Annotated in this window: 23 protein-coding genes; 16 read left to right on the top strand and 7 right to left on the bottom strand. The window is 55.7% G+C overall.

What is annotated here, in order from left to right; genetic code table 11:
* Positions 1-29 precede the first annotated feature (29 nt).
* The 3 genes from H9L05_RS13195 to H9L05_RS23730 are packed head-to-tail and all read right to left on the bottom strand — an operon-like array spanning position 30 to position 2271.
* Positions 30-881 (bottom strand): TonB-dependent receptor, encoded by an 852-nt coding sequence (locus tag H9L05_RS13195; protein ID WP_394368428.1) that lies wholly within the window; start codon positions 879-881, stop codon positions 30-32.
* Positions 830-2137: a carboxypeptidase-like regulatory domain-containing protein gene (locus H9L05_RS26890; protein WP_394368493.1), complete on the bottom strand. Its 1308-nt coding sequence runs from the start codon at positions 2135-2137 to the stop codon at positions 830-832. Before H9L05_RS26890 ends, H9L05_RS13195 begins: the two co-directional genes overlap by 52 nt.
* Positions 2134-2271: a hypothetical protein gene (locus tag H9L05_RS23730; RefSeq protein ID WP_223284420.1), complete on the bottom strand. Its 138-nt coding sequence runs from the start codon at positions 2269-2271 to the stop codon at positions 2134-2136. The genes H9L05_RS26890 and H9L05_RS23730 overlap by 4 nt, the downstream gene beginning before the upstream one ends.
* A 235-nt stretch (positions 2272-2506) precedes the next feature.
* Here H9L05_RS23730 and H9L05_RS13185 point away from each other — a divergent pair, with 235 nt between their 5' ends.
* From H9L05_RS13185 to H9L05_RS13160, 6 genes are all read left to right on the top strand, one after another.
* Complete coding sequence (locus H9L05_RS13185) at positions 2507-3007, top strand: hypothetical protein (RefSeq protein ID WP_187731363.1); 501 nt, start codon at positions 2507-2509, stop codon at positions 3005-3007.
* A 176-nt stretch (positions 3008-3183) separates the two neighbouring features.
* Positions 3184-4401 (top strand): Gfo/Idh/MocA family protein, encoded by a 1218-nt coding sequence (locus H9L05_RS13180; RefSeq protein WP_187731362.1) that lies wholly within the window; start codon positions 3184-3186, stop codon positions 4399-4401.
* Positions 4402-4842: 441 nt separating this feature from the next.
* Positions 4843-5136 carry a hypothetical protein gene (locus H9L05_RS13175; RefSeq protein WP_187731361.1) on the top strand — a complete coding sequence of 98 codons (294 nt, stop codon included), beginning with the start codon at positions 4843-4845 and terminating at the stop codon, positions 5134-5136.
* Positions 5103-5336, top strand: a complete 234-nt coding sequence (locus H9L05_RS13170) for a hypothetical protein (protein ID WP_187731360.1) — start codon at positions 5103-5105, stop codon at positions 5334-5336. The genes H9L05_RS13175 and H9L05_RS13170 overlap by 34 nt, the downstream gene beginning before the upstream one ends.
* 35 nt (positions 5337-5371) lie before the next feature.
* Positions 5372-6274, top strand: coding sequence for an amidohydrolase family protein (locus H9L05_RS13165; protein ID WP_187731359.1), 903 nt, complete (start codon positions 5372-5374; stop codon positions 6272-6274).
* Between the two features lie 34 nt (positions 6275-6308).
* Positions 6309-6758 carry a GNAT family N-acetyltransferase gene (locus H9L05_RS13160; protein ID WP_187731358.1) on the top strand — a complete coding sequence of 150 codons (450 nt, stop codon included), beginning with the start codon at positions 6309-6311 and terminating at the stop codon, positions 6756-6758.
* A 24-nt stretch (positions 6759-6782) separates the two neighbouring features.
* Here H9L05_RS13160 and H9L05_RS13155 read toward each other — a convergent pair whose 3' ends face one another.
* The gene (locus H9L05_RS13155) at positions 6783-7214 is read right to left on the bottom strand and encodes an EamA family transporter (protein ID WP_187731357.1); all 432 of its coding nucleotides are present in this window, start codon (positions 7212-7214) and stop codon (positions 6783-6785) included.
* Positions 7215-7675: 461 nt separating this feature from the next.
* Here H9L05_RS13155 and H9L05_RS13150 point away from each other — a divergent pair, with 461 nt between their 5' ends.
* Complete coding sequence (locus tag H9L05_RS13150) at positions 7676-9805, top strand: T9SS type A sorting domain-containing protein (RefSeq protein WP_187731356.1); 2130 nt, start codon at positions 7676-7678, stop codon at positions 9803-9805.
* A gap of 83 nt (positions 9806-9888) precedes the next feature.
* Here the strand turns inward: H9L05_RS13150 and H9L05_RS13145 are convergent, their stop codons facing one another.
* Positions 9889-10131, bottom strand: coding sequence for a hypothetical protein (locus H9L05_RS13145; RefSeq protein ID WP_187308830.1), 243 nt, complete (start codon positions 10129-10131; stop codon positions 9889-9891).
* Positions 10132-10354: 223 nt separating this feature from the next.
* On the opposite strand from H9L05_RS13145, the gene H9L05_RS13140 reads away from it, so the two are divergent.
* The 4 genes from H9L05_RS13140 to H9L05_RS13125 all read left to right on the top strand — a co-directional run bounded on the left by H9L05_RS13140 (position 10355) and on the right by H9L05_RS13125 (position 14239).
* Positions 10355-11644, top strand: a complete 1290-nt coding sequence (locus tag H9L05_RS13140; protein ID WP_187731355.1) for a cation:proton antiporter — start codon at positions 10355-10357, stop codon at positions 11642-11644.
* A 459-nt stretch (positions 11645-12103) separates the two neighbouring features.
* Positions 12104-12379: a hypothetical protein gene (locus H9L05_RS13135; protein ID WP_187731354.1), complete on the top strand. Its 276-nt coding sequence runs from the start codon at positions 12104-12106 to the stop codon at positions 12377-12379.
* Positions 12380-12470: 91 nt separating this feature from the next.
* On the top strand, positions 12471-12746 hold the full coding sequence (locus tag H9L05_RS13130) for a hypothetical protein (protein ID WP_187308827.1): 276 nt from the start codon (positions 12471-12473) through the stop codon (positions 12744-12746).
* Between the two features lie 146 nt (positions 12747-12892).
* Positions 12893-14239 (top strand): YfcC family protein, encoded by a 1347-nt coding sequence (locus tag H9L05_RS13125; RefSeq protein ID WP_187731353.1) that lies wholly within the window; start codon positions 12893-12895, stop codon positions 14237-14239.
* Between the two features lie 70 nt (positions 14240-14309).
* On the opposite strand, the gene H9L05_RS13120 is transcribed toward H9L05_RS13125, so the two are convergent.
* Positions 14310-14711, bottom strand: coding sequence for a DUF6960 family protein (locus H9L05_RS13120; protein WP_187731352.1), 402 nt, complete (start codon positions 14709-14711; stop codon positions 14310-14312).
* A gap of 420 nt (positions 14712-15131) precedes the next feature.
* Between H9L05_RS13120 and H9L05_RS23725 the strand changes: the two genes are divergently transcribed.
* The 3 genes from H9L05_RS23725 to H9L05_RS13110 all read left to right on the top strand — a co-directional run bounded on the left by H9L05_RS23725 (position 15132) and on the right by H9L05_RS13110 (position 18876).
* Positions 15132-15581: a hypothetical protein gene (locus tag H9L05_RS23725; RefSeq protein ID WP_223284419.1), complete on the top strand. Its 450-nt coding sequence runs from the start codon at positions 15132-15134 to the stop codon at positions 15579-15581.
* Positions 15476-16894, top strand: coding sequence for an alpha-amylase family glycosyl hydrolase (locus H9L05_RS13115; RefSeq protein WP_223284418.1), 1419 nt, complete (start codon positions 15476-15478; stop codon positions 16892-16894). Before H9L05_RS23725 ends, H9L05_RS13115 begins: the two co-directional genes overlap by 106 nt.
* A gap of 206 nt (positions 16895-17100) precedes the next feature.
* On the top strand, positions 17101-18876 hold the full coding sequence (locus H9L05_RS13110) for a glycosyltransferase (RefSeq protein ID WP_317174958.1): 1776 nt from the start codon (positions 17101-17103) through the stop codon (positions 18874-18876).
* Positions 18877-18959: 83 nt separating this feature from the next.
* Here H9L05_RS13110 and H9L05_RS13105 read toward each other — a convergent pair whose 3' ends face one another.
* On the bottom strand, positions 18960-19955 hold the full coding sequence (locus H9L05_RS13105) for a fasciclin domain-containing protein (RefSeq protein ID WP_187731351.1): 996 nt from the start codon (positions 19953-19955) through the stop codon (positions 18960-18962).
* Between the two features lie 201 nt (positions 19956-20156).
* On the opposite strand from H9L05_RS13105, the gene H9L05_RS13100 reads away from it, so the two are divergent.
* Both H9L05_RS13100 and H9L05_RS13095 read left to right on the top strand, forming a co-directional pair.
* Positions 20157-20990, top strand: a complete 834-nt coding sequence (locus H9L05_RS13100) for a DUF4198 domain-containing protein (RefSeq protein ID WP_187731350.1) — start codon at positions 20157-20159, stop codon at positions 20988-20990.
* 213 nt (positions 20991-21203) lie between these two features.
* Complete coding sequence (locus H9L05_RS13095; RefSeq protein WP_084446661.1) at positions 21204-21578, top strand: STAS domain-containing protein; 375 nt, start codon at positions 21204-21206, stop codon at positions 21576-21578.
* Positions 21579-21704: the final 126 nt, after the last annotated feature.

Genomic DNA, 21704 nt, shown 5'->3' with positions numbered 1-21704 from the left:
GAAGTGCAGAAGTGGGCGGATGAGGCTAGCTACTCCGGCGCTGTATCGATATCGGCCGGGCGCTTTTTGTTGATGGAGATAAGCAAGGCCACGAACACCATGCGCGGCGCCGATGGTCGCAGGGCCGTGCCGGAATACAGGCCATTCGCATCGGGGGCAGCGGCGTAGCGGTAGCCAAATACATTCTCCCGCCCCAGCACATTGGTGCACGACACGTGCACGATCGTCAGGTTTTTCCAGAGCGTGGTGAGGTAGCTGGCATTCAGGCTGAAATCTTGGAAGCTGGGCAAGCGGCCCTGGTTGTAGCCGCCAGCCTCATTCGGATTGTGAAAGGTGCGGGGGCTATTGTAGGTGTAAGTGGCGCCTACCTGCGTGTGCAGCTTCGCCAGCCAATATTTGCCCACTACCGATAGGTTGTGCCGCGCGGCAAAGGTGGGCACGGCCAGCACGGGGTCGAGGCGCTGCTGCCGGCGCGTATCTAGGAAGCCGTAGCTCACCCAGTAGTCGGCATTCTTGAGGGTTTTACGGTCGCGCCACAGTATATCTACTCCGTTGGCGTAGCCGCGGCCCGTGCTGCGGTACGAAGTTGGGTCGAAGGGCGTAAGCGGGTTCTGGGGGGCATTTTCACGGAAGCGCACGAGCTGGGCGTAGGTTTTGGCGTAGGCTTCTACCCGCAGCGTGCGGTCATCGTGGCTGCGCAGATACGTAAGCTGAAAGTGCTGGGCCCGCTCGAAGCGCAGCCGCTCCCGATTCTCTGCCCTGATCAGTAGGTCGCTGGCGGGAGTTTGGTAGAAATAGCCCCAAGCCCCCGAAAGCTGCGTTTTTTCATTTACCTGATACGCCAGCGCCAGGCGCGGGGCAGCATTCCAGCGCTGCAGCACGCCGGAGTATTCGGCGCGGCCGCCCACCCGGCCCACAAGCTTGTTGCTGAAAGCAACGTCAGACTCAGCAAACGTGGCCAAGCGCCGCTCCGAAAAGCGAAACATAGTATCCTGGGGGCAAATTCGTAGCCCTGCTGGTTGCGTTGCACCAAGCCTTCCACCCCAAGCTTCAGATTCCAGTAGGAGCTGGCCGAGTCGTTGGTGAGCACCATGCGGCCTACTATCGACTGCTCCAGCTCGCGGCGGGCCTGGTCGCTTACTTGGTGGGTTTGCGTGTCGCGGACGGCAATGCGGGCCGTTTGCACATCGCGCGTGGCCGCCGCGCCCGTCTGCACCGACCAGCCCCGCCGCAACGGACTGCGAAAGGTGGTATTTAAGTACACATTGTTCGCCTCCAGGTTCACGGGCCGGCCTCCCTCCCATTCGGCCTCCGGCTGCCGCACCCCCATGCGCTGCTGATTCAGCGCGCCATAAACTTTCACCATGCCCGCCGCCCCCGTACGCTGACGCAAGGCCACCGAACCGCCCGACGATTGAAACGCCGTGAGTAGCCGCTGAGGCACCACTCCAAAGTAGGGTCGCATGTTCATATAATCGCCCGTCACGGCCACCGATGAGCGCTCGTAGCGCTGCTGGTGCGACAAACTCAGCGCCCCAAGCGAGAGCAGCGAAATACCCGTCTGGGTTTCGGGGGCCAAATCTTCGGACTGCAAGGCTACAATTGCCGACAGCGCCTGCCCATACTCGGCCGAGTAGCCGCCCGTGCTAAAGGCCATGCCCTTGAACAGCATCGGCGAAAAACGCCCCCTGGCCGGCACGCCGGATACGCTGGCATTATAGGGGCTTTGCAAAGGCACGCCATCCAGATATTGCCGTGTTTCGCCGGCCGCGCCGCCGCGCACAAAAAGGCGGCCTTCTTCCCCGTTGCGGGTGGTGCCAGGCATCGTGTTCAGCGCGCCCGCCACGTCGGCGGAGGCACCGGCCGTCGTTACCACGTCGCGGGATGAAAAGACCGTGTTGCGCTTGTCGCCGCCAGCTTCAAACGTGCCGGAAGTAATGGTTACGGCCCCGAGCTGATTGCGGGCTTCTTTCAGCGTGAAGATGAAACGCTGAGGTTTGCCGTCGAGTTTCACCATCTGCTCCTGAGGCTGATAGCCGAGCAGCGTAACCACCAGCGGCAGCGTACCAGCCTGCCGAGTATGGAAGCGAAAGTGCCCCAAGGAGTCGGTGCTGGCGCCATCGAAGGTCGTTTTCAGGAATACGTTGACGCCGGGCAGCCCCGTCCGCCTGGGTCGCGGACGGTACCGCTGAGCGTGGTGGGGGCCGTTTGGGCCGCGAGGTGGCCAGCCGTAATCAGGAACAGAAGCAGCAGAAGCAAGATGCGTTTCATGAGGGTAGCAGCGAAGTGATGACCAAAAGTCGTCGGCTGCTAAGCCCGATGAAAAGAAAGGTTGCCGAAGTGTCGGATAAGCCGGATGAAGCGTGCGGCAGCCCGGCAGCGCGGAGCCGGACGCCTGCCCGAACCCAACCTATAGCAGGGATTCGCCGTTGAAAAAACTCCTTTCCATGGGAGCAAATATTCCCGATCTTCCTACTCCATTCTCACTCCCTAACCCCGATCTGCCATGGCATACACTGTAATTGGCGTGTTTGAAAACGCCGACGTTGCGAATAAAGCTCTCCACGCGCTTGTCGGTCATGGCATTGGCCGCGAGTATATCGACGTGACCGCGGCCGATGTCAACCAGGATAATCCCACGGGCGAATTTCCTGAAAACGACGCTTTTCACAACTTCTTCCGGGCTGTGTTTACGGGCCACGAGCACGATGTGCGCGACCACTCGGAAGCCGCTCGCCGGGGCACCACGCTCACCATTCATGTGCGCACCCGCCATGATGCCGAGCAGGTGCAGGCGCTCCTCGATCAGCACGGGGCGGTAAATGCCTCTGAATACGCCCGGCGCTACGTGGCGCAGCACGGCGGCGTTCCGCTGTCGGCCCATGGCCCTGCCCCATTTCCTCACCCAGATCCTACGGTTCCGGCAGCTCAGCCTGTCGCGACGAATACCACCTTGCGCAGCCGCATCATCGACCGGCCACTTGACGACAACGAGCGCCTGCGCTAACAATCATTTGCTATCCATCACAGAGGGGCAGCTGCGCAGTCAGCTGCCCCTTTTTGTTACTTCTTTCTTACCTACAAGTTTAATTTTCTGTTTACAAGATCATCGTTGTTACCAGCCTGTTAGCGCAACCCGGCGCTGGCTGGCGAGGTAATGCTACCATACCCCAACTCTCTGCTATGAAAACCTACGACGATATCTCCTCTTCTTCTGCCAGCGCTTCCGCCTCGCGCCGCGACTTTCTGCGCCACGCCTCCCTGGGTCTGGGGGGCATTTTGCTGGGTACTTCGGGGCTGGCTGGCTCACTTACCGGCCTGGAAGCAAGCAGCTTTGGTCCGGCCAGCCTGGAGGCGTGGCAGGCGGGCAAGCAGCTGAATGTGGCACTGGTAGGACTGGGCAAATACAGCACCGGGCAGCTGGCGCCGGCCTTGCAGGAAACCAAGCTGTGCCGCCTGGCCGGCATCGTGACGGGCTCGCCGGAGAAAGTGCCGGTGTGGAAAGCCAAGTATAATATCCCCGACAAAAACGTCTACGACTACAAGTCGTTCGACCGCATCATTGACAACCCCGATATTGATATCGTGTACGTGGTGCTGCCCATTGCTATGCACGCCGAATACACGATCCGGGCCTTGCAGGCGGGCAAGCACGTGATCTGCGAAAAGCCGATGGCCATGACGCCCACCGAGTGCCGGCAGATGATAGATGCCGCCAAAAAAGCGGGCAAGAAATTCAGCATCGGCTACCGCCTGCACTTCGAGCCCCACAATATGGAAATGATGCGCTTGGGTCAAAAGGAAATCTACGGCCCGATCAAGCGCTTGGTGGCCGACAATGGCTACGTGTTCAACAACGATACGCCCTGGCGTGTGGACAAGGAGCTAGCGGGCGGCGGTCCGCTGGTCGATTTAGGTATTTACTGCGTGCAAGGCGTGGTGTACACCAAAGGGCAGATTCCGGCCTCCGTTACGGCGAAATTTACGCCTAAGCCCAATAATGGCTTGTTTAAGGAAGTGGAAGCGGGCGTAAACTGGCAGTTCCAGTTTGCCGATGGCTCCGTGGCCGATTGCCGCACCAGCTACGCCGAAAGCCTACCCAACCGCCTACAAGCCGAAGCGGCCAAAGGCAAGTTTGAGCTCTCACCGGCTTTTGGCTACGGCGGCATCAAAGGCACTACCAGCAAGGGCCCGATGAACATACAGAACGTGAATCAGCAGGCTCTGCAAATGGACAACTTTGCCGATTGTATTCTTAACAACAAACCCACCCGCGTGCCCGGCGAAATGGGCCTGCGCGATGTGCAGCTCATGGCCGCAATTTACCGCGCCGCCGAAACCGGACAGAAAGTATCGACCAAGGACGTGCAGAATATTATTGACCGCACCAATAGCCGGTAGCCCGGGAGTAAAAAGCCAATAAATGCCCCCCAGACGGTCATGCAGCCCATCGCGAGGCATCCCGCGTGCTGCCGTTGCCAAGGCTAATCTTACCCAAAAAGGCGGTCATGCAGAGCACCGCGAAGCATCTCGCGTGCTGACACTGGGTTACTACTCCAGCTAAACACGCGAGATGCTTCGCGGTGCTCTGCATGACGAGCGGGTTTGGTTGGTTGATAGCAAATTGTAGAGATGCTTTGACCAGCGGATGCCACAGCAAGCAGGACAGTTAGTGTGGCAACATCAGCCCGCGAGATGCTTCACTTCGTTCTGCATGACGTTCGGGTGAGAGGCAATAGATTGAGGTGACGGGAAGCACTGGGGGCAAATTCCGCTACTTTAGCGGAGCCAATTATGGCTGAAATATCTCAGCCTCCTACTTCTCGCTGCGTCTCTGATTTTATGAAAATATCTATCCGCACCGCCGCCGTTTCGCTTGCCTTTTTTCTGACGCAATGTGCCGCAGTAAAGTCAGATAAAGCTGATTTGGTTATTACCCACGTCAATGTGATTGATGTGATAACCGGCACCGTGCAGCCCGATCAGAATGTGGTCGTATCAAACGGCCTGATTCAGCGGATAGAAAGCGCTGAAAAAGCCCCCAGCGTGCTACCCAACGCCTGGATGGCACCGGCAAATACCTTATGCCTGGCTTGTGGGATATGCACGTGCATTTTCGGGGCGGCGACACGCTGACGGAAGCAAACAAGAACCTGCTGCCGCTGTATATGGCGCACGGAATCACCACCGTACGCGACGCGGGCGGCGACCTGACACCGGCCGTTTATGCCTGGCGCGAGCAGATTAACGCTGGCAAGCTGGCTGGCCCCGAATCTTCACTTCGGGTCCTAAGATTGATGGTCCGGGCGGCACATGGCCGGGCTCTCTGGCAGTAGAAACGCCCGCCCAGGTAACCGTCGCGCTGGATTCCTTGCAGAAGCTGCGGGTAGATTACGTCAAGATTTATGAAAGCAAAATCTCGGGTGAAGCTTTCCTGAACGTTATTACCGAAGCCGAAAAACGCGGGCTCAAAACCACGGGCCACATGCCTTACACCGTCACGCTGCGCGAGGCATCAGAGCGTGGCCTCGATGCCAGTGAGCACCTGTATTATGTGTTCAAAGGGTGTTCGTCGCGCGAAGACAGCCTAACGGCCGCCGTCAAGCAGAGCCTGCTGACGCCCAAGCCGCTCGGCTTGTTTGCGGTGCTGCCCACTATCTACAAAACCTACGACCCGACGGTGGCAGCCGCCATGTTCAAAACCTTGGCGGAGCGAAAAACGGCAGTGGTGCCGACCTTATTCATTCAGAAAACGCTGGCCGAAATAACCGAGCAGGACCACGCCCGCGACACCATGCTCGCCTACATCGACCCCAGGATTCAGGCTACTTACATGGGCCGCTACAACAACGCGAAGCGGCAGCCCAAGGAAACCGTTGCATTTGGCAAAAAACTCTCGGCCAAGTTCATGTCGATGATACCGGAGATGCAGGCCGCTGGCGTCACCATTCTGGCCGGCTCCGACAGCGGGCCTTTTAACTCGTTTGTGTATCCGGGCGCGTCGTTGCAGGGTGAGCTGGAGCTGCTGGTGCGGGCCGGACTTACTCCCGCGCAGGCCCTGCGCACGGCCACTATCAACGGCGCTACGTTTATGGGCGTAGCCGATCAGTCGGGCAGTATCGGGGCGGGGAAATATGCTGACTTACTACTGCTGGCTCAGAACCCGCTGGCTGACATCAACAACATCAAAAAACTAGACGCGGTTGTCTCCCGCGGCAAGGTTTATTCGGCCCAGGACCTGTCTGAATCAGTAAAGAAAATCAAGCGTAAATAAGCACCAACCGGCCCAAAAAGCAGCAATACTACACATGACATTATCCTGGACCTGCAAGAAGTTTAACGACTTATCCTTAACCGAACTGTACGAATTGCTGCAACTCCGCAGCGAGGTATTTGTAGTGGAGCAAGCCTGTGCGTTTCAGGATATCGATGGCCAGGATATGGCGGCGTATCACCTGTTGGGGCACACGCCGGACGGAAAATTAGCAGCCTACGCCCGGCTTTTCGACGCGGGCATAGCTTACGAGGAAGTCAGTATTGGGCGGGTAATTGTCGCGCCTAAATTTCGGCGCTTTGGGCTCGGGCAGGAATTGATGCGGCAGGCAATTGCGCACTGCGAGCAGTATTTTGCCCCCCAGCCCATTAAGATTGGCGCGCAGCAGTATTTAGAGAGATTTTACAGCAGTTTTGGCTTTGTGCAGTGCGGCGATATGTACCTGGAAGACGGCATTCCGCACATTCCCATGCGCCGGTCTTAGTCGGGCCTGATTCCGCCGCATAATTTAGTTGGATGAGGGCTTGGCCAGCGCGATAAAGAGCGCGCCCGCAGCCATCAGTAATGCCCCTACAATTACCTGCCAGTTAATCTTTTCTTTCAGGAAAACGACGGCCAGAATTATAGAAAATACCAGCGACACTTTGTCGAGGGGCGAGGCGCGCGAGGCATCGCCAAGCTTAAGGGCCTGAAACGACAGCAGCGACGACACGCACGTCACGATGCCGGCTATTACCAGAAAGGTCATGCTGCGTCGGTCGATGCGCGATACATCCGGCAGATTGCCCTGATACGCAACCACGCTCCAAGCCACCAGCAAAATCAGCACCGACTGTATAGCGAAGGCCAGGCTGGAATCAACATTCTTGATGCCGGCCTTGGAAAGGGTAACTACCACAGCCGCCGACACGGCCGCTAACAACGAAAATACAATCCACATACACTTTGGCTTCGTCAAATACTCCGGCACTTACGCCTCCCCGGCTCCCTAGGCACGTCGGTCTTACCGGGCACTCCAGAGTACGGCGGTCAGGGGGCAAAGTTATTGAGTCACAGGCTCCATAACTATGACGTTGGACCTCGGGCCTTCCCGTGGCATGGTCAGTTACTGCGGTAGCTGAAGGTAGGTGTGGGGGCTTTTTAGAGGCCATCAAGGCCTAGCCCAACACGTGCAGCAATAAATTAATCTCAGGAATTTTACTACTCGACACACTAGCCATATGCGGCTAAAGTGCCTTTCATGCGCAGTAACTAATGGTTGAGGTTGAGCCTCGACTTATTTGTGCAAAAACCTCCTATAGACTAAAAAATGATATATAACATTTTTTCATTTCAATAATTATATAAGCTCCTCCTTAAGGCATCGCTTATTTTCTAATCCACTTACCTAACTATTCCAGCATGAAAAAACATTACCTGAAGCAGCTTTTGCTCGGCTCCTTAGCCCTTGCATTAGTTAGCGAGACCCAAATACTGGCTCAAGGCAAAAGCCCAGAAAGAGGCCTAGGCGTAGCCAAAAACAAGAAATCCAAGGTTTCTACCGATCTAGTGAAGGTGGCCGAAGACCAGGCAGCAAGGGCGCAGCGCTCGGCTCCCGTGATCAGCCAGGTAGAAGGAATTTCTGTAACGCCCGATGTTCAGATCTTTGATGGGTATGTTGTTATAGAAGCTACCTCAGTTGAAGGCAACGCAAGTGGACTATTACAGGAACTACAAGCTCAGGGCCTGAAAAACGGTGCCTCCTATGGGGTTATGGTTTCGGGCCTATTCCCAATTGCTAAGCTGGAAGGCCTAGAAGCGGTTAGCTCGCTGCGGTTTGTGCGCCCGGCTTACACGCCGGCCCGCAACATAGGTGCCGTAACCAGCCAGGGCGACGTATCACTGAAGTCGGACTTGGTACGGGCGAAGTACAATGTATCAGGGGTGGGTGTGAAAGTGGGTATCCTTTCCGATAGCTACAATAATCGGAATGGGGCCGCAGCCGGAGTGGCCAGTGGCGACTTGCCAGCCAATGTACAGGTACTCGAAGATTTGCCCAGCGGCGGCAGCGACGAAGGCCGCGGTATGGCTGAGCTGGTGCACGATGTAGCGCCCGGCGCCAACCTCGCCTTTAACACCGCTTTTCTGGGTCAGGCCAGCTTCGCCCAAGGCATCATACGCCTTGAAGAAGCCGGCTGCCGCATGATTGTAGACGATGTTGTCTACTTCGCTGAGCCGTTCTTCGAGGATGGTGTTATCGCGCAGGCCGCCGAGGAAGTGGTAGATCGGGGCTCCTCATACTTCTCATCTGCCGGCAATCAGGGCCAGCAATCTTATCAGGCTCCCTACGCCAATTCGGGCCTCACAGTGCCGGGCATTGAAGGTGCAGCCCATGCTTTTGGTCCTAATGATGTACGTCAGAGCATCACTATTCCGCCCCGCGGCTCGCTGACCATATCGCTGCAATGGACTGATCCATTTTTCTCGGCTAACGGCGTAGCGGGTGCCAAGACCGATATGGACATGTACCTCTTTCTCAACGGAACCCTCGTCAGGTCGTCGGCCGCCGATAACATTGCCAATGGCGACCCAGTTGAGATTATTGGCGTTACCAGCAATTCTACCCAGCCGCTCACTGTGGAGTTGGTTATTGTAAAATATGCTGGTCCCGATCCCAAGCTGCTGAAGTACATCAACTATGGCAGCACTCCCCGTTTTGTGGAGTACGACACGCAGAGCTCTACAATAGCCGGCCACGCCAACGCGGAAAAGGTTATTGCTGTGGGCGCTTCGGCTTATTTCAACACACCGCAGTTTAACCCCAATACACCGCGTCCGATCATCAATGGTTTTTCGTCTTTGGGTGGCACGCCGATTTATTTTGAGGATGGTGTAGAGCTGAAAAAGCCACAGGTGTATGAGAAGCCTGAAGTAACCGGCCCCGACGGCGCCAACACCACGTTCTTCGGCGCTGACACTCCGATTGATGCAGATGTTTTCCCCAACTTCTTTGGTACATCGGCCGCCGCGCCGCACGTAGCGGCGGTGGGTGCGCTTATGCTGGGCGGCGTAGTCGGCAATTTGCCCCCCATCCAAATCAAAAAGCGTCTGATTGACTCGGCGCTTGATATGGATAACCCGCTGACTCCTGGCGTTTTCGATACTGGCTTCGACCTCAAAACCGGCTACGGCTTCGTGCAGGCTGATGTAGCATTCGAAGAGCTGGGAAACCGCGTGAGAAGCGAATCGCTGACCGCAGTAGCCGCCGCCGATGCGAAGGTGGGCAGCACGCGCGCTGGTCTGCCCGCTGGCACCGAAGCCAGCGTATATCCTAACCCATCCACAGGCCAGGTGACCTTCAACGTATTAGCGGAGGAAAATCAGCCCATCAGCGTGGTGGTATCTGATTTGAGCGGCCGCGAAGTATTCCGCACCAAAGGCACGCAACGTCTGTCGCTGACCCAGAACCTGGGTGCACTACCCAAGGGCATGTATATCACCAAGTTTGAGGTAGCAGGCCGGTCCTCTTCCCAGAAGCTGGTGATTCAATAGCCCGGACACGAACCATCTTTTTTAATGCAAAAAGCGCAGCCAGTGGCTGCGCTTTTTTGTATGGTGGCCGCTGGGGGGCTTTTTTATACTTCGGGCAGTCGAATTCTTTCCAAATAAGCAGCCAGCCCTGCCGGGTGCTGAAATAGATGAATGAACAGGATGCGCTCTTCGTCCTGCACGCGCCACACTTCGGCGTAAAAATCGCCGAACGCATAAAGTTGCAGGCTAAAGCTATCTTGCTGACGCTCGGCCAGGAAATGCCCCCCTTGCCGCAGCAAGACGGCCTGATGGCCCATGGGTAGCAGTTTGAAGGCGGTAAGTTGCATAAAGTGTAATGCCTCAACGGACGATGCCGCAGCGGGGGTTCCAGGAGAGTACTTCAGCGGGCTGCTTTAAGCGTTGCGTCGCTAAATTTGCCCCCCAGGCCCCAAAATTAGTACGTTGCCAAAGACAACTACCAGTCTTACTTCACACGTACTGCCCAAACCGGATACTTCGCTCGGGCTGCACTAGTGCATCTGAGCTGATTTGGGGGTAACTAACTTTAGCATGACAACTCCCATCCTCATTATTTTTATCGGTTTCCTGATCTTCCTCGGCCATTACTTGGCCGAGATGTTCGACCGGACCCGTATTCCTGATGTGGTGGGCTTGCTACTGGTGGGAATACTAATAGGCCCCGTATTTCACCTCATCGATCCGGCTTCGTTCGGGCAGGCGGGCAGGGTTTTTACCAACATCGTACTAGTATTTATTCTGTTTGAGAGTGGGCTGGAGGTACGTTTTGAGCAGCTGAAATCGGCGTTGCGGGGTACCGTTACCCTCACCACCCTCAACTTCATTGTGACCACCATGCTGGTGGCGGCCATGGCCCAGATGTTCGCGGGCCTCGACTTTCTCAGCTCCGTTATTCTGGGCAGCATTCTGGGGGGCACTTCCTCGGCGGTGGTAACCACCCTAGCCCGTAAGGTGGATATTCAGGACCAAACTTCTACCACCCTGGTCATGGAGTCGGCCTTCAGCGACGTGTACACGCTGGCCATTCCTATCTCGCTGATCAGCCTTTACACCGGTGCTTCGTTTAGTCTGGGCTCCATGTTTGGGCACATTTTCACCTCGCTGGTGCTGGCTGTAGTGGCGGGCGTGGCCTCCGGCTACCTGTGGTCAATACTACTGAATAAAGTACCCACGCTTCTCAAAACGCGCTTTTCCACGCCAGCTTTCGTCTTTATCGTGTACGGATTGGTGGAGCAGCTTGATTTCAGCGGCCCAATTGCGGTACTGTTTTTCAGCATCACCTTGGGCAACGTTACGCTGCTGCGCCCGCGCCTGCTCTATCCCTATCTGCCCAGTCGCCACATCGAGCTGACCGCAGTTGAGAAAGACTTTTTCTCCGAGATGGTATTTCTGCTGCGCACGTTTTTCTTCGTGTATGTGGGCATGTCCATTGTACTCGACAACGCCTACCTGATTGGGCTGGGGGCCGCTATTACGCTGCTGCTTTTTCTGGTGCGCATCCCGGTCGTGCTGGCTTCCGCCGACACCAAAACCCCGCTGTTCGACATGTCCTTCATGAGCATCATGATTCCCAAGGGTTTGGGGGCGGCCGTACTGGCCACGCTGCCTGCCCAGCGGGGTTTGCCCAGCGGCCCCACTATTCAAACCATCACCTTTGCCGTAATTATTTTCACGACCGTTTTCTGTACGCTGCTCTTTTTTGTACTTGAAAAACGCAAGATGCTGGGCTTCTACCGGCTTTTCTTTGGCTCCCACCGCCCCCTCGATGCCGCTTCTATGCTGCCCGCCGAGCCTGCACCAGCTGCCGGGGGCAAGCCCTGATTACCCACGATTACCTCGCTGGGGGGCAAATCTGGGAGCAAGTTGAGCCTTAAGTCGCTGGGCAAAGCAATATTTGCTGCGCCAATTTGTTCACTTCTTGGTGACGCGCTATATAGCTTATGCAATTATTTATTTGTTATAAATAATCACTTGGCAGACAGCTTTTTACAAGCTATTCGCTTTAAAGACTAGAATAGCTACTGACGCTGTTAGAAGTTCGGCTAAGCTGGACCATTCTTTGTGTTGTCATATTCTAAGCACAAGAAAGGATTGAACAGGTGGCGTGCTTAGACTTCTGTTTTTAGAACAGGCGAAAAAGCCTTGGCCTGCCAAGTAGCTGCAATCCATTCCCGTTCTTAATTAAAGGCAACTGTTTGGTATTTTGCCTTTTATCTTATTATGCGTTACAGCTTACCGCTCAGCGTAGTTGCTTGGCGCTTTCATCGGGGGCCATTTCACATGTCTGTTTTTTATCAACCATCTGCGGAGTTACTGCAAGCATTGGGCTTCGTGCAATTCCGCTCGCCGCCCCGCCAAATGCGGTATAGCCGCCCCAGCGCCTGCGGACAAGAAACCGTTGTGCTCTACGAAGACGATGAAATCACTTTGCTGGAAGTAGTCGATGGCCAGATGCTCTATAGCTTTCAGGGCCGCGTAGCGTCCGAAGCAGAATTCCGCGTGTTGCTGCGGCAGGTAAACTGGTCAGCGGAGCCTCCCGAGCCTGGTTCTTGTTAGGTACCAGGGGCCACTAGGCAGGTCTAGACTTTAGCTTTTCTGCAGTCTTCAAACAGTATCACTTCCGTTTTCCTTTTTTATCAATACGCTTATGAATGAAGACTTACGCCTCAGCCTAGCCAACAATGCGAAGGAATGGCTGGCTCTTTCGCTTACTATTTCTTCCGCTGAGAAAGTGGTATTCAAGAGTATACATGATGGATTCCTCTCTAGTCACGGCGCCGAATTTATGGTGCACGTCTACCGTACTACTTTTGAGCAAGCCTTGCAGAGTATGCCCGATACCGAGCGCAATAAGCTGCTAGTGACTTTTCGCGAAGCCATGGACAAGTCCATCGATGAGCACTACGCCAGTATCTCCGCCTGATTTATCGGGTTGACCCGACACGTATTTACGCCTCTGGTTTGCTCTGGCTGCCACAGTCTGCGGCCACTTAGTTTTAAGGCTGATTAGTGGGGAATGCGTTTTTTCGTGGATGTTTGCTGACAGTACAGCATTCCTTATTCCACATCATGAACACCTTTCGCTTCCCGCACCCGCTGGTTCTTCTAGTTGGGTTTATTGTGCTGGCCACACTGCTCAGCTACGTGCTGCCCGCCGGCGTATTTGAGCGCCGCGCCGATGCAGCCACTGGCCGCGAAGTAGTCATTCCTGGCTCCTATCACCGGGTGGCACCGTCGCCGGTCAGTCTGCTGGAGGCCGTGGTTAGTATTCCGCGAGGTATGCAGGAAGCGGCCAGCGTTATCTTTTTCGTTTTTCTGACGGGCGGCGCTTTCACCGTAGTCGACCATACGGGCGCGCTGCGGCGGGGTGTCGACTGGCTGTTGGTGCGCTTTCGAGGGCGTGAGGCGCTTGTTATTCCGCTTATCTCCTTGCTTTTCGCCACGATGGGCGCGCTGGAGAATATGCAGGAGGAAATCATTCCGCTGGTGCCCGTGCTACTGGTACTTATGCGGCGCCTGGGTTATCCGGTGCTTACGGCTGCGGCGGTGAGCCTGGGGGCGGCAGCCGTGGGCGCAGCCTTTAGCCCGATTAATCCTTTTCAAGTAGGCATTGCTCAAAAGTTGGCGCAGCTGCCCCTACTATCCGGGGCGGGCTTCCGGCTGATTTTTCTGGCCGCCGCCTTGGCTCTCTGGATTGGCGGCACCATGCGCTACGCTACCCGCCACCGCATAGCCCCTGAACTTGCAGAAGCCGAAACCGAAGCTACGGGCGGCGTGGGCCGCCATGGGCTGGTGCTGCTGTTGCTCCTGCTCACGTTTGCCGCATTTACCTACGGCGTCCTGAATCTGGGCTGGGAGTTCGAGCAGATGGGCGCGTTGTTTTTCGTGCTGGGCGTAACGGCCGGCTTAGTTGGTGGCCTGGGCCTAACGGGCACAGCTGAAAGCTTTATTGCCGGCTTCCGCGACTTGGCTTTTTCGGCCCTGCTGATTGGTTTTGCGCGCGCCATTTTTGTGGTGCTAGAGCAGGGCCAGATAGTGGATACAATTGTGCAGGCGATGTCGGCACCACTGGCGGGGCTGCCGGTTACACTGTCGGCCCTGGGTATGATGGCGGTTCATACGGCCCTGCATTTGCCCGTGCCCAGTGTGAGCGGCCAAGCGGTGCTCACTATGCCCATTCTCACGCCCCTCTCCGATTTGCTCGGTTTGTCGCGCCAGGTTACGGTGCTGGCGTATCAATACGGCGCTGGCCTCTGCGAACTGATCACTCCCACCAATGGCGCCCTCATGGCTATTGTGGCGGCCTGCGGCGTGCGGTTTGATGCGTGGTGGAAGTTTGTGCTGCCCTTATACCTAGGGCTACTAGTGCTGGGCGCACTGGCTGTGGTCACCGGTATTATAATCGGTTTACAATAATTCTTTCACGAAAAAAGCCCCCAGATAGTCGTCTGGGGGGCTTTTTTCGTGAAACTGACTTCAAATAACGCTACACGCTGCGCAATTCCTCGGGCTCAAACACCCGCTTTATTTTGCGCTTTTTCTCCACAATTTGAAATCGGGGCCGGTCGCTGCTTTCGTCCCAATACACATCGGAGATGAGGCCACGGTGCGGCGCCCGGCCCGGCTCGGGGTTTATTTCTTCTACTAAGTCGCCGAAGCTGAACACGGGTTTTTCGCTTAGCTCCGTGAACAGTTCGCCACTGACTTTGAACTGCTGCTCGTCGTAGCGAATCAAAATCCAGTCGTCAGTTTCATCAATTTTCTCAAATAACTTACCCATTGGCTCCAGCCACTCGAAGGTGCGGCGGTTGGCCGGATGGATGTAGCGCAGGCCATAATCGGGAGTCCAGGGGTATAAGCCGTAACGAACAGGTTTAGGTCGAGCCATGAAAGCGAGATAGATACAAAAATTCAACAACCAGCCGCCCGCCGATAGGTTGGGCATGGCTGGGGGGCAAATTTGAGAACACGAAACGCCGGCAATTTATTCCGCAATGCCCACTACTTCCCGTGCTGTCGCCACTTTTCTCTTGGGCTGCCACGGCACACTATTTCCTGCCTTTCTCTGTGGCATGGGCCAGAGGCCGGTCGTGGTAGGCGGGAAAGCAGGATTTATAGCCACTAAGCACGGCAAATTTCACGGCTATTGTAGTGCTCTGACGGGGGCCGGCTGCGCCTCAGACAACCAAATACTAACCTCGTCAGTTTAACACGATCTACCGTCCGGTTTTCGTAGCGACGGCTCCGTGTTTTACTACCCCTAAATGCCAACTCACCCTACCCCCACCGCCCTACCTTACAGCTGGGTATGGGCGCTATTCCACACTCCACTGGCACCACCTTTCGCGTATGGGCACCTCATGCCGAGGAAGTTAACGTAATTGGCACCTTCAACGACTGGTCCAGCAAAAGCCACCCGCTTCAACCCGAGGCCGACGGCTATTGGGCTACCGATGTTGCCGGCGCGAAGCCCGGCGATGAGTACCGGTTTCTGCTCTGCAACAACGGGCAGGAGCTAAGCAAAAACGACCCCTACGCCCGCGAGGTCACGCACTCGGCCGGCAACTCCGTGGTGCCCAACCACGACTTCGACTGGGAAGATGACCACTTTGAAATGCCCCCTGGAACACGCTCGTTATCTACGAGATTCATGTGGGCACCTTCAACGCCCCCGATCCGGATAAGCCCGGCACCTTCTACAACGTTATCGAGAAGCTGGATTATCTGCGGGAGCTGGGCATCAATGCCATCGAAATAATGCCCCCCACGGAGTTTCCGGGCAGCCGGAGCTGGGGCTACAATCCGTCGCATCCCTTCGCCATCGAAACCGACTATGGTGGGGCCAACGCGTTCAAGCAACTTATAAAAGAGGCTCACCGGCACGGAATAGCTGTTATTCTGGACGTCGTTTATAATCACTTCGGCCCCGGCGACCTCGACCTGTGGCAGTTCGACGGCTGGCAGGAAAACGACGGCGGCGGCATTTATTTCTACAACGACTGGCGGGCCGAAACGCCCTGGGGCCATAACCGCCCCGACTACGGCCGCCCACAAGTGCGCCAGTACATCCGCGACAATGCCCTGATGTGGCTGGAAGAGTTTCGGGTCGATGGCCTGCGGGCCGACTCTATCTCCCACATTCGCAACGTGCACGGCAGCACCGACCCCTCCACCGACTTACCCGAAGGCTGGGACCTGATGCGCTGGATCAATGAGGAGATTCGGGCGTGTATGCCCTGGAAAATCACGATTGCGGAAGATCTATTAGGTAATGAGTACATCACCCGCCCCACCGATCAGGAGGGCCAGGGCTTTTCTACCCAGTGGGATGCCGCCTTCGTGTATCCCGTTCGCGAAGCCCTGACAACTCAGCACGACGCCGACCGCGACATGCCGGCCGTAGCCGCCGCCATCATGCAAACCTATAATGGCGATGCCTTTCAGCGGGTTATCTACACCGAGTCGCACGACGAAGTGGCCAACGGCAAGTCGCGGGTGCCGGAGGAAATTATGCCCGGCGCGGCCCATCATTGGTATCCCAAAAAACGCGCTACGCTAGGCGCCGCGCTCGTGCTCACCTCCCCCGGTATTCCGATGCTGTTTCAAGGGCAGGCAATGCTGGCCGACGGCTTTTTCTCCGACGATCAGCCCCTTAACTGGAATCACGCCGAAAAACATAGCGGCTTGATTCACCTCTACCGCGACCTGATCAGCCTGCGCCGCAATTTCTCTGGCATTACGCGCGGCCTTTCAGGTCAGCATACAGAGGTTTTTCATCTGAACAACGAAGCCAAGCTCATTGCCTTCCGCCGCTGGGACCAAGGCGGCCCCGGCGATGAAACCATCATTTTGGCCAACTTCGCCGACACCACCCACGAGGCGTACTGCATTGGGCTGCCTGCTGCTGGCCAGTGGCATGTGCGCTTTAATAGCGACTGGGAAGGCTACGACCACGAGTTTGGCAACTTCGAAAGCTTCGGCGCCGAGGCTACGGAAGGCGAGTATGACGCGATGCCTTTTCACGCCTGTTTTGGGCTGGCACCGTATTCAGTCTTGATTATCTCGCAATAAAAGTCGTAAATCGAATCTTACAGAAGAGCGCAGAGCCAGTTACCTGTTCTGCGCTCTTTTGCGTGTTTACATGTGCCCGTCTGCCGGAAAATCCGTCAGCCCGTCTATCTTGCCAGCCCTACGACCTCCTAAAAACCCTTTCCGTATGCAGCCACCCGCCTCAGCCCCCGAAATCATTGCCCCGATGCACTGCTCGTTGAAGTCGCGTGGGAAGTCTGCAATCAGGTGGGGGCATTTATACCGTTATTCGCTCCAAAGTGCCCGCCACCGTACAGGGCTGGGGCGACCGTTACTGCTTGTTAGGACCTTATTTTCCGCAGCAGGCGCAGGGCGAGTTTGAGCCCATCGAAGATCATGAGCTAACCTTGCTGACGGATCCTTTTGCCGGGGCCGTGCGCCAGATGCGCCTCATGGGCTACGATGTGCAGTACGGCACCTGGCTGGTAACGGGCCGGCCGCGGGTGGTTCTCATCAATCCTTTTCAGGTGTACGACCGCCTCGGCAGCATCAAAGCCGACCTCTGGCAGCACCACGGCATTCCCACCCCCGACCACGACGATCTGCTGCACCAGGTAGAAGCCTTTGGGCATCTGGCTACCATTTTTCTGCAAATTCTGACTTCCGAAGTGGTACCGCCCCAGCGCGTGGTGGCTCATTTTCATGAGTGGATGACGGGCGTAGCTATTCCGGTGTTGCGCCGTGAGCAAGTACCTGTTCACCTTGTGTTTACCACGCACGCCACGCTGCTGGGCCGCTATCTGGCCATGAACGACCCCAACTTCTACGACCACCTCATGCAGGTCGATTGGGATGCCGAATCGCGCCATTTTAATATTGAAACGGCCGTACGGATAGAACGCGCGGCCGCCCACGGCTCCCATGTATTTACCACCGTGAGCGAGCTGACGGTGCGCGAGTGCATTTATTTACTGGATAGAATTCCGGACGCGGTATTGCCCAACGGCCTCAATATCGAGCGCTTCGTGGCCCTGCACGAATTCCAGAATCTGCACCAGCAGTACAAGGCCAAAATCCATGACTTTGTAATGGCGCACTTTTTCCAGAGCTACGCCTTCGATCTGGATAATACGCTGTACATGTTTACCTCGGGCCGCTACGAGTATCACAACAAAGGCTTCGATATAACGCTGGAAGCGCTGGCGCGTCTGAACTACCGCTTGCAGCAAAGCGGCATGGAAGGCCAGGTGGTGATGTTCTTCATCACGAAGCGGCCCTTCACCAGCATCAACCCACTGGTGCTGCAAAGCCGGGCGGTGCTGGATGAAGTGCGCGAAACCTGCGCGGCCATTGAGCGGCAGGTAGGCGAGCGTCTTGTGTATGCCGCCGCCGCCAGCACCGATCATCGCTTGCCCAATCTGTCGGATATGGTGGACGACTACTGGCGTCTGCGCTACCGCCGCACGCTGCAAAGCTGGAAAACCACGCAGCTGCCTTCCGTTATCACCCACAACCTGGTAGACGACGCGAAGGATGACATTTTAAATTTCCTGCGGCGCTCCAACCTGGTTAACAATCAGCACGACCGCGTAAAAATTGTGTACCACCCCGATTTTGTTTCGCCTACGTCGCCTTTGTTTGGCATGGAATACGGGCAGTTTGTGCGCGGCTGCCACCTGGGTATTTTCCCCTCCTACTACGAGCCCTGGGGCTATACGCCGCTGGAGTGCGTAGCCCGTGGCGTACCAGCCATTACCAGCGACTTATCCGGCTTTGGCGACTACGTGATGCAAAACGTGCCCGACCACGAAGACAAAGGTATTTATGTGGTGCAGCGCCAGGAAAAAACCTTCGACGAAGCGGCCGAAGAGCTCACCAACATGCTCTGGAACTTTGTGCTTTTGAATCGGCGCGAGCGAATTATGCAGCGCAATAAGGTAGAAAGCTCCTCCGAATTGTTCGACTGGAAAAACCTGCGTGAACACTACGACCGCGCCTACTCTCTGGCGCTGGAAAGAAGGTAGAAACCAGTAGCCCACGCAGCCAAAAAAGCCCCCCAGACACATATCTGGGGGCTTTTTTGGCTGCGTGGGCTACTGGTTTAGCGTTAGGGCAGCAGCACCTGATCGATGACGTGCACTACGCCATTGGTAGCCAGAATATTAGCGGCAGTAATGTTGGCAGCAGTGCCGGAGCCTCCGCGCACGGTAAAGCCGTTGCCAGCCGCAGCAATAGTCACATTACCATTAAGCGTAGGCACGTTGCCCGGTGCCAGATCGGACGAGAATACCCGGCCCGTACCGATAATATGCTTTTGCAAAATACCTACCAGCGTGGCATCAGGTATCTGATTTACATTTTGCAGGTTCAGCGCTGTCAAGGCTGCTTGAAAAGCAGCGTCGGTGGGTGCAAATACGGTGATATTGGAAGTGTTGGCGGCGGCGGTCGTTAGCAGGGCCTGGGCTGCGGGCCGCGATAGGGCCTGTAACAACAACGTAAACTGGGCTGGGCTAGCAGTTGCGCTGCTTTGCACGATGCCGGCAATTGTCTGGCTGGGGGGCAGCAGTACGTTATCAATAGCGTGGATAGTGCCGTTGCTGGCATCTATATCGGCTGTTACTACTCTGGTGCCGCCATTTATAAAGACGTTGTTGCCAGCTTTGGTCAGGTAGATGGAGTTGTCATTGACGCCCGGAGCACTCGCCGGCCGCGCCGTGGTACTGGTGCTAGCTCCGGCAGCAATATCGCCGGCCGTTACGTTGGCCCCTAGTACGTGATAGAGCAATACGCCACGCAGGGCAGCAATCTGGTTTGCATCCGTTACGGCATTAATTTTGGCTGCCGAGCTAAAGGCGTCAAGGGGACCGCCGGCTAATTTGGCAAAAGCTGCATTGTTGGGAGCAAACACAGTAAAGGGTCCGGTCCCGCTTAGCGTCGTGGCCAGATCAGCCTTGGTGACGGCAGCTACCAGAACACTGAAGTCGGCATTGCCTTGGGCCACCTGCACGATATTTTGCTGGGTAACCGGCGGCACATCTACTTCATCGTCGTCGCAGCCGGTAGCACCCAGCCCAACTAGTACACCAACGGCGAGTAACCGCAATGCCCGCCATGAGGGAAGTGAATGAAATAAAGTGTTCGCTCTCATCTGTTAAAGGTTTTTAGTAAAAAGTTAAACAAGCATTGTGAAACTACTACTGACGAATGGAAAAATTGTTTATATTAATTTTTCATTAAACCCTAATAATCAACCACATCCACAATTTATCTTACTTATTTGGTGCGCTTTCCTCAAAAATTACTGATGCTCCTGCCCCTACTAGCATGGTCAGTGGCGGGCTTGGCTGGTGAGTTCTGGCTGCTGCCACCGCGCTTCTTTGTACTAGCTGGCAGCCAGCAGAATCTGCACCTTTTTAAAGGTGATAATTTTGTAGGTGAGCGGTGGGCTGGTAAAAGCGCCCGCCTCGCCAGTCTGTATCATTACACCGCCACCGACTCCGTTGATTTGACCGCAGCCGCTACCAGCGCCGACACGCTGCAAACGGCCATTACTTTCCCAACGCCAGGTATGCACCTGCTAGCGCTTACCACCACTAATTCATTTGTGGAGCTGGCAGACGATAAATTCACTGCTTACTTGCAAGAGGCTGGCCTCGATAATACCATAGCCCTGCGCCGCCAACGTGGCGAAACCACCAAGCCCGGCCGCGAACTATACCGGCGCTGCGCCAAAACGCTTCTTGTGGCCGGACCAATTACCACTTACGACAGCACGTTTGCCCGAGCCAGCGGGCAGGCACTGGAATTGATTCCGGAGCAAAATCCTTATGCGCTGAAAACCGGCGCCGCTCTCACGGTGCGGGTATTGTATGAAGGCAAGCCGCTACGCCGGGCGCTGGTGCAGGTGTGGCAACGAGGCGCACCCGATCAAACAATTACCCGCCGAACCAAATTATACACCAACCAAAGTGGTCGAGTACTGTTTCACTTGTCGGCGCCGGGCAGCTATATGCTTAGCGCTGTGCATATGGTGCCCACCACCGACCGGAAAACAGCCGATTGGCAAAGCACCTGGGCCACGCTCACTTTTGGATTTGCCCCCAGAAGCGCCTTTAATACTCTTGGGATTAGTACTTAAATTTGATCAGTATTTCTCGTAGCTTAGTGTATGTTTTGAATAAGCAGAACAATAAAACAGAGTACTTATTCCGCTTTTCTACGCCTGATTAAACCATTCTGTACACTTACTTTTGTCTGCGTCCGAGTATTCCTTATCCGGGACTCGCTCATTTCACGCCAACTGAATTTTTGTTACCTTCGCAATTCCCTTTAACCCGTCCCTCACGTCCGTATGAAGTACTCCATCGATAAAAAGGAAACTTACACCATCATCACTATTGATGAGAAGAAGCTGGACACCACGGTGGCCCCGGACCTAAAATCGGAGTTTGTCAAGCTGAACGCGGAAGGCATCAACAACCTTATCCTGGATCTGGGCAACGTGAAGTACACCGATTCCTCCGGGCTTAGCTCTATCCTGATTGCCAACCGCTTGTGCAACTCTACTGGTGGCTTGCTGGTACTAACGGGCCTGCAAGACCACGTGATGAAGCTTATCACAATCAGCAAGCTTGAATCAGTACTGCATATTCTGCCCACCGTTGAAGAAGGTATTGACCGCGTATTTCTGCACGCTATCGAGCGCGACTTGACCAGCAAGGAATAGGTTTTTTAGTTATCTGCTGTTGGTTGTCTGTTGTCAGTTTATCGAAGCTGATAGTAGACGACCAACTTTTTTTATGGCTAAATGGCTGTAGGGTAAATGGCTGGTCGTCCTGACTGTGCATTTGGT

Source organism: Hymenobacter qilianensis (assembly GCF_014489555.1).
GTDB lineage: Bacteria > Bacteroidota > Bacteroidia > Cytophagales > Hymenobacteraceae > Hymenobacter > Hymenobacter qilianensis.
Note: the sequence above shows the minus strand (reverse complement) of the source record. Positions and strands in the feature narration are given on the sequence as shown.